The 6,309-nt window shown below is 58.8% G+C and carries 6 protein-coding genes; 3 read left to right on the top strand and 3 right to left on the bottom strand.

Going from position 1 to position 6,309, the window contains the following annotated elements; all coding sequences use genetic code 11:
• The 3 genes from HKN37_16190 to HKN37_16180 all read right to left on the bottom strand — a co-directional run.
• The coding region (locus tag HKN37_16190; protein NNE48193.1) for an NAD(P)H-hydrate epimerase at positions 1–904 on the bottom strand (904 nt) is incomplete at its 3' end.
• A gap of 6 nt (positions 905–910) precedes the next feature.
• Complete coding sequence (locus HKN37_16185) at positions 911–2,587, bottom strand: Ig-like domain-containing protein (protein ID NNE48192.1); 1,677 nt, start codon at positions 2,585–2,587, stop codon at positions 911–913.
• Positions 2,588–2,645: 58 nt separating this feature from the next.
• Positions 2,646–3,293 (bottom strand): hypothetical protein, encoded by a 648-nt coding sequence (locus HKN37_16180; GenBank protein ID NNE48191.1) that lies wholly within the window; start codon positions 3,291–3,293, stop codon positions 2,646–2,648.
• Positions 3,294–3,465: 172 nt separating this feature from the next.
• Between HKN37_16180 and HKN37_16175 the strand changes: the two genes are divergently transcribed.
• From HKN37_16175 to HKN37_16165, 3 genes are all read left to right on the top strand, one after another.
• Positions 3,466–4,245 carry an RNA methyltransferase gene (locus HKN37_16175; GenBank protein NNE48190.1) on the top strand — a complete coding sequence of 260 codons (780 nt, stop codon included), beginning with the start codon at positions 3,466–3,468 and terminating at the stop codon, positions 4,243–4,245.
• 99 nt (positions 4,246–4,344) lie between these two features.
• Positions 4,345–5,565 (top strand): alanine dehydrogenase, encoded by a 1,221-nt coding sequence (locus HKN37_16170; protein NNE48189.1) that lies wholly within the window; start codon positions 4,345–4,347, stop codon positions 5,563–5,565.
• Between the two features lie 93 nt (positions 5,566–5,658).
• Positions 5,659–6,309 (top strand): urocanate hydratase (locus tag HKN37_16165; GenBank protein ID NNE48188.1); only part of this gene is annotated, 651 nt, incomplete at its 3' end.

Genomic DNA, 6,309 nt, shown 5'->3' with positions numbered 1-6,309 from the left:
GCCGGGCCGCCAGGGTTGACTGGACAGTCTGTGGACATGCGCACACAACCGCTCCGGCGCCTGTGCGTGCAGCGGCGGTCGAAGCGAGCGTGGGGGCCCCGGTCAGTCCCGGCGATCCTGCGATCGCAAGAAGCATTCCTGCGCTGTACTTGTGTGCGTCCCGGGCACGTCGAGGCAGGACGTCCGCGACATCATCGTGTTCGATCAGCCATGTCTGAGTCGGCGCCGTGCCATTTTCACCGGCGAGTGCACATCGAGGAATACCGATTTCCGCAAGAATGATCTCGCCACTGCAGCGCGGACCGTCGTTGAACAAAAGGCCCTGCTTGAGTGCCCCCATGGTTACCGTCATGTCGGCAATTACGCAATCACTCATCATCACACCGGTGTCCGCATTGAGGCCCGTCGGTACGTCAATCGACACGACAGGTATTCCGCTGTCGTTGATTGATTTGACCGCGTTCGAGACAGGATCTCGAAGTGCTGCAGACAATCCTGTTCCAAGTATTGCGTCAACGATCAAATCAAATCCGGCGTCCACGAGATCCGCGCCTGATGAGATTGTCACCATGAGCGACGCGTCGGCAGCCTGGAGTTCGGTCAGCACGGACAGGTTTTTCTGCGCGTCGGGTGACAGTCCGTCCAGGCCAAGGACCATCTGAACATGGACATCCGCTCCGGCGTCGGCGAGAAGTCTGGCAACGACCAGACCGTCGCCGCCGTTGTTTCCTTTCCCGCACAGACAGCACACGGACAGTTCGTCGGGTGGTCCGAAGTGTGCCGCAATCTCGCGCGTCGCCGCTCTGCCGGCTGTTTCCATCAATGAAAAACCTGGAAGTCCGAAATCCTCGATCGTTCGACGGTCGGCTTCCCTCATCTGCAGGGCGTTGAGAACCGGCTTCATAGTATGCTATTCGTTGAATACGGGTATCCGCAGGGTGTCCACATCCGTCTCCCACCGCGCACGCACGCGAAGGGAATCTGATCGCCACGCTATCCTCTCTGCGGGTTCAAATGGTTCCACCCCTCCACCGTCCCAGCGACGGTTGTCGTTGTCGTCGCGTGTGAAGCGCAGCGTATAGCCACCCTGCTGAAGCATCGTCACGGCGAATTGACCCGACGCGTCAGCCACCGCTGAGCCGGCAACACGTCCGTCGCCAGACCGGATCGCCTCGACCAACACGGATGTGGCAGCCGGAACGTCTGCAATAACCCCGACAATACCGCCGAGTTCGCGTTCCGTCAAATACGAAAATAGCCTGGCGACCGTAGAGTCGGCCGACTCGGCCGAAGGAGTAGCGACACGCACGCGGAACGGTCGCCCATCTCGAGCTGCCTGAACGTTCAGAAGCTGTCGGACCCCGTCCACCGTTGACGCAGAGTAATCGAGGGCGTTGCCGGATGTGTCCTCCACGGAAACGAGGTTGTCCAGTTGCTCGATGTCGATGGGCTTGCTGAAGATGAGACCAGGACTCACGGAAGGGTGTAGCTTCGAGTCACCGGGTGCGCTCGATGGAATGAAATCCAGAAACACCGGTGCGCCGTCATCCACATCAGATGTGACGCTGAACGCAAATTGATCCCGCCGTGCACGATTGCCGACGGAATCCTCTACGACACCCGTTAGAAGACTGTAAGACCCCGGCTGCAACGGGGCGGTATGCAGCACGATCCGACGCAGGTCGTCGGGAAGCTGATATGCATGCTTGACGTCAAAGTCGACAAGCCCGACCGAGTCAGAGACACTCCAGGTCAACGTGTCAGTCCTTGAGAGAACGATATCTTCAGAATAACGGATCGACACCTGCGCCGGGGAAATTCCCTCCACCCGCCTCACCTCTGGCGGAACCGTATCTCGTACGCTGGTGATCCAGGGGTGTGCAATCCTTTCGCCGGTGGTGTCGGCCGCGATCGCTTCGAAGGAAGGAACGGCAATAACCTCAAGATTGTCGGGCTTTCGATTGCTGTTTCGGTCCCTCACTGCCAGTACGAAGTATGGACGAGCACTCAGGAACTCAAACAGGAACTCACCGCTGGCATCCGTTTCGGTTCGATAAAGAGGTCTCGCCGGAAGATCACCGTTGGCGCCGGAGTCGGGAAGTGCATAGGCGAAGACCTGCATTCCGGCTACTCCCTTCCCTCTGAGCGGTTCGACGACCTTGCCACTGATCTTTCCCCTGTTGATCTCAGGACCGGTCGAAAATGCCTGGGTAATCGGAGCAGTCAGGCTCACTCCACGGCTGTCTCGCAGTTTGGTGTCGAGGGACACGATATATGTCGTGTTCGGTTCGAGTGATTGACGTAGCGTAATCTCAACCGTGTTCTTTTTCCACTTGACGTCAGGGCGCTCGGACGGTTCAGGAGTAATCGAAAGAGCCTGAAGAAACGACGGCTCGGAAATGTATTCATCGAATGTGATACGGATCACCGGCGTCGTCACATTGACCGCTCCGTTGTCCGGTACTATGGATTCGATTCGCGGCGGCTGGCGATCCGGGGGTCCGCCGGTCGGAGCGGCTGGAACGGCGCAACTCGAAAGCAGGACCATCAACATCCATATGACTCCCGACGGGCCGGCGTTCAACATCCGGCGACTCGCGTGACGTCGTAGCGTCGAGTCGTTGCGACAGGACCTTGCTGTATGATCAGGGCGATTCGTTCGAGTCACTTCGAATATTGAAGAAGAGGTATACGGCCACCGCCGATGCCGCGCCAATCACGACCGGTTCGGCATATCGGCGGAGCCAGCCTCGCGATGGGCGCACCCCCTGAGTGAGAGGTATGGTTTGGTTTTCGACCTCGTCTATTTGCGATCGGTGGATTTGATCCGCGTGCGAGGTCGAGCAGGTCTGGTTGGAAAGAATCCGCCTGTCCGGGCCCACTAGGATATAGCTGAGATCGAGATCGATGTTTCGAGTCACTTTGCGTCTTCCGTCTCGGTCGTACCGGATTGACACCCGCTCCACTTTGAAGCCCAGTGACGCGTCAACTTCGTTCGCTGTCGCGACGGAGTCGACTGTGCGATCCTTTGTGTCCAGGTACAGCAGTTTGTCATCTTCCGTCAGGGCGTTGAAGACGGCCTGATTCAGAAACGGGTTGGCCGGATCGGGACGAAGTGACAATCGGGCATAGGGCGTGGCCACCGGCCTGACGCACTGAACGGCCATCTCCTGGAGGATTTCGGCATTCGTTGCCTGTGCACGGGTAACCGCCGGTGCGAAAATCTGTGCCGCGACAAGAAGCGGCAAGCCGAGCAGAGTCGGAATTGCCGATCGAATGGTCACATGTTGCATGGTCGTACGCTTCAAGTGTGCACGCGCAATAACGTCCTGCCGATTCGAGTGTGCAAGTTATGTTACACCTGGCACGTCCGGATGAATCATCAATGAACTGAATATGCGGGAACGACGGCCGTGCAGAGTCTGATTTCGGGTATATTCGGTCAACTCGTGACCGGAGGATGAGATGAATCCAGGCAGACTTACTCATGGCAGGCGCAAGGAGATCGCGTCCTTGCGGCAGAAGAAGTTCCGCGACCAGGCGGGCACCTGCGTTGTCGAAGGGCGCCGATCCGTGGAGGCAGCCGTTGCGGCCGGTGCACGGGTGCTGGAGATTGTGGCCACCGAGCGAATGCTGGACGATCCGGACACTCGCAAATGGCTTTCTTCCTCGGCATCGATTTCGATCGCATCGCCGAAGGAGTTTGAGGGGATGTCCGACGTTGTCACGTCGCAGGGAGTTCTGGCTGTCGTAGAGACGGCATGGGTGAGTGTCGATGCGCTCAAAGGAGCGTCGCGCATTCTCGTGCTTGACGGCGTGCAGGACCCGGGTAATGTCGGAACCATCATCCGGAGTGCGGCCTGGTTCGGTGTTGACGCCGTGGTATTCGGTCCGGGCGTCGCGGACTGCTACGGCCCAAAGGTGTTGCGATCGTCCATGGGAGGTGTATGGGATGTCAAGACGTGCCGCACAAACACCATCGCGGCGAACATCAAAACCCTGATCTCCATCGGCGTCGATGTCCATGCCGCCGACCTCGAAGGGCTTCCCCTGTCAGAGTGGTCCCCGTCAGATCCGTCGTGTCTCGTCGTGGGCAGTGAGGCCCGGGGTTTGTCGGAAGAGGTGGGCGCTGTCGCAGGAAGCCGAGTCCGAATTCCCGGGGGCCGAACGTCCGGTGCGACCGAGTCACTGAATGTTGGCGTAGCGGCCGGGATTCTGATGTTTCACTGGACGCAGCGCGGCTGACGACTCCCGACCTCGTCAGCATCCAGCCACCATAAAATCTAACGCCGAAGCAGTATATTCCACGGTTGGCCAATCTTCGACCGCCATTTCTCTTGCTTAATGGAAGTACCGTCATTTCATGGCGTCTCGATCGAGCACGGCCTCCTGACGATGGAGAAGCGGCAGGAGGTTGGTGAGAAAAGCCAGTCTCTTCGCGTCGGTGTGCCCCGTGAGGTTTCGAACGAAGAACGACGCGTCTCACTGGCGCCCGGGGGCGTGGCTGCTCTTGTCGCGAACGGGCATGACGTCGTGGTTGAGGCGGATGCCGGTCAGCAGGCACATTTCAGCGATCAGGAGTACGCCGATGCCGGAGCAGAGATCGTCAAAGCGCCCGGCGAGTTATATGCGAAGGCCGAGCTCGTGGTTAAGGTTGGTCCTCCCAGCGACGACGAGTTATCGCTTCTGCAAGAGCGACAGATTCTGATTTCGGCGCTTCATCTCGGGGGAACGTCTCCGGAATTCCTGAAGCGTCTGATGAATCTCGGTATTACGGGTATCGGTTTCGAGTTCATTCGGGATTCGGACGGGACTCTTCCGATCGTGCGTATGATGCACGAGATCATGGGGTCTATGGCGGTCCAGATTGCTGCGCGACACCTGGAGAGCGGTGAAGGTGGGAAAGGGGTAATGCTTGGTGGTATCTCGGGCGTGCCACCGTCCACCGTGCTGATTCTGGGCGCGGGCGTCGTCGGCGAATGGGCGGCGCGCACGGCGCTGGGCTATGGTGCGCATGTGATCGTTCTGGACTCGGATCTCGGCGCGCTTCGGGGGCTCGAGCACTATCTGGATCGACGAATTACGACTGCGATGGCGACCGAGCAGTACATCCGTGGAGCTGTGCGGTCGGCCGACGTGATCATTGGGGCCATGATGACGGCAGGACAGCGTTCGCCGGTCCTGGTCACCGAGGACATGGTCAGCAGCATGCGGTCTGGCTCGGTGATTGTAGACGCGGTGATTGACCAGGGAGGCTGTATCGAAACCAGCCGGGCGACGTCACACTCGCAGCCTACATTCAGAAAGCACGATGTGATTCACTACTGCATCCCGAACATGCCGTCGAACGCAGCGCGAACCGCCACCTACGCGTTGACCAATGTGCTGGTGCCATATCTGATAAACATTGGAGACGTCGGCTCGATCAACGAAGCCCTTTGGCGAAATGTCGGGCTGCGAAACGGGACGTACGTTTATCGTCGACATCTGACAAAGAAGAGTCTGGCGACGATGTTCGGAATGCCACACCGTGATATCGAACTTCTAATTGCGTCCGGCATCTAGCCACACGGTGAAGAGACATTGCACACAGTCTCATTGTCGGTCGACCTGTTTGAAGTAAGTCAATTCCCACGCGAACCAGTCTAGTTCAAGACTATGTCAACGGCGACGCAGCAGATCATCAGGGCGCCGAGGGGCCGCGAACTTTCCTGCCTCGGATGGGAGCAGGAGGCGGCAATGCGCATGTTGATGAACAACCTTGACCCGGATGTTGCAGAGCGGCCATCTGAGCTTATTGTCTATGGCGGAGGCGGAAAGGCCGCCCGGAACTGGGAGTGCTACCATCGGATTGTGGCGACACTCAAACGACTGAAGTCGGACGAGACCCTGCTCGTTCAGAGTGGGAAGCCGGTTGGAGTGTTCCAGACGCATGAGGAGGCTCCACGCGTGTTGATCGCAAACGCACACCTTGTACCGCGATGGGCGACATGGGAAGAGTTTCGCCGTCTCGACGCGCTGGGACTAACGATGTACGGGCAGATGACCGCGGGCTCGTGGATATACATCGGTACGCAGGGGATTCTGCAGGGCACGTACGAGACTTTTGCCGAGTGTGGCCGGCAGCACTTTGGTGGATCGCTTGACGGTCGGCTTATCGTAACGGCGGGGCTCGGTGGAATGGGTGGCGCCCAGCCACTGGCGGCAACGATGAACGGAGGGTGTATGCTTGCGGTGGAGGTAGATCCGCAGCGCATAGAGCGTCGAGTGGAAAGCGGATACTGCGACGTGATGCTGACGGACCTACAC

It is taken from the genome of Rhodothermales bacterium, assembly GCA_013002345.1.
Lineage (GTDB): Bacteria > Bacteroidota > Rhodothermia > Rhodothermales > JABDKH01 > JABDKH01.
This window is presented reverse-complemented; position numbering and strand designations above follow the sequence as displayed.

What these genes read in the sequence shown, in the direction of transcription:
- HKN37_16175 (NNE48190.1), top strand. Translation starts at nt 3,466, where the DNA reads ATGAATCCAGGCAGACTTACTCATGGCAGGCGCAAGGAGATCGCGTCC.
- HKN37_16185 (NNE48192.1), bottom strand. Translation starts at nt 2,587, where the DNA reads ATGTTGAACGCCGGCCCGTCGGGAGTCATATGGATGTTGATGGTCCTG.
- HKN37_16180 (NNE48191.1), bottom strand. Translation starts at nt 3,293, where the DNA reads ATGCAACATGTGACCATTCGATCGGCAATTCCGACTCTGCTCGGCTTG.
- HKN37_16170 (NNE48189.1), top strand. Translation starts at nt 4,345, where the DNA reads ATGGAAGTACCGTCATTTCATGGCGTCTCGATCGAGCACGGCCTCCTG.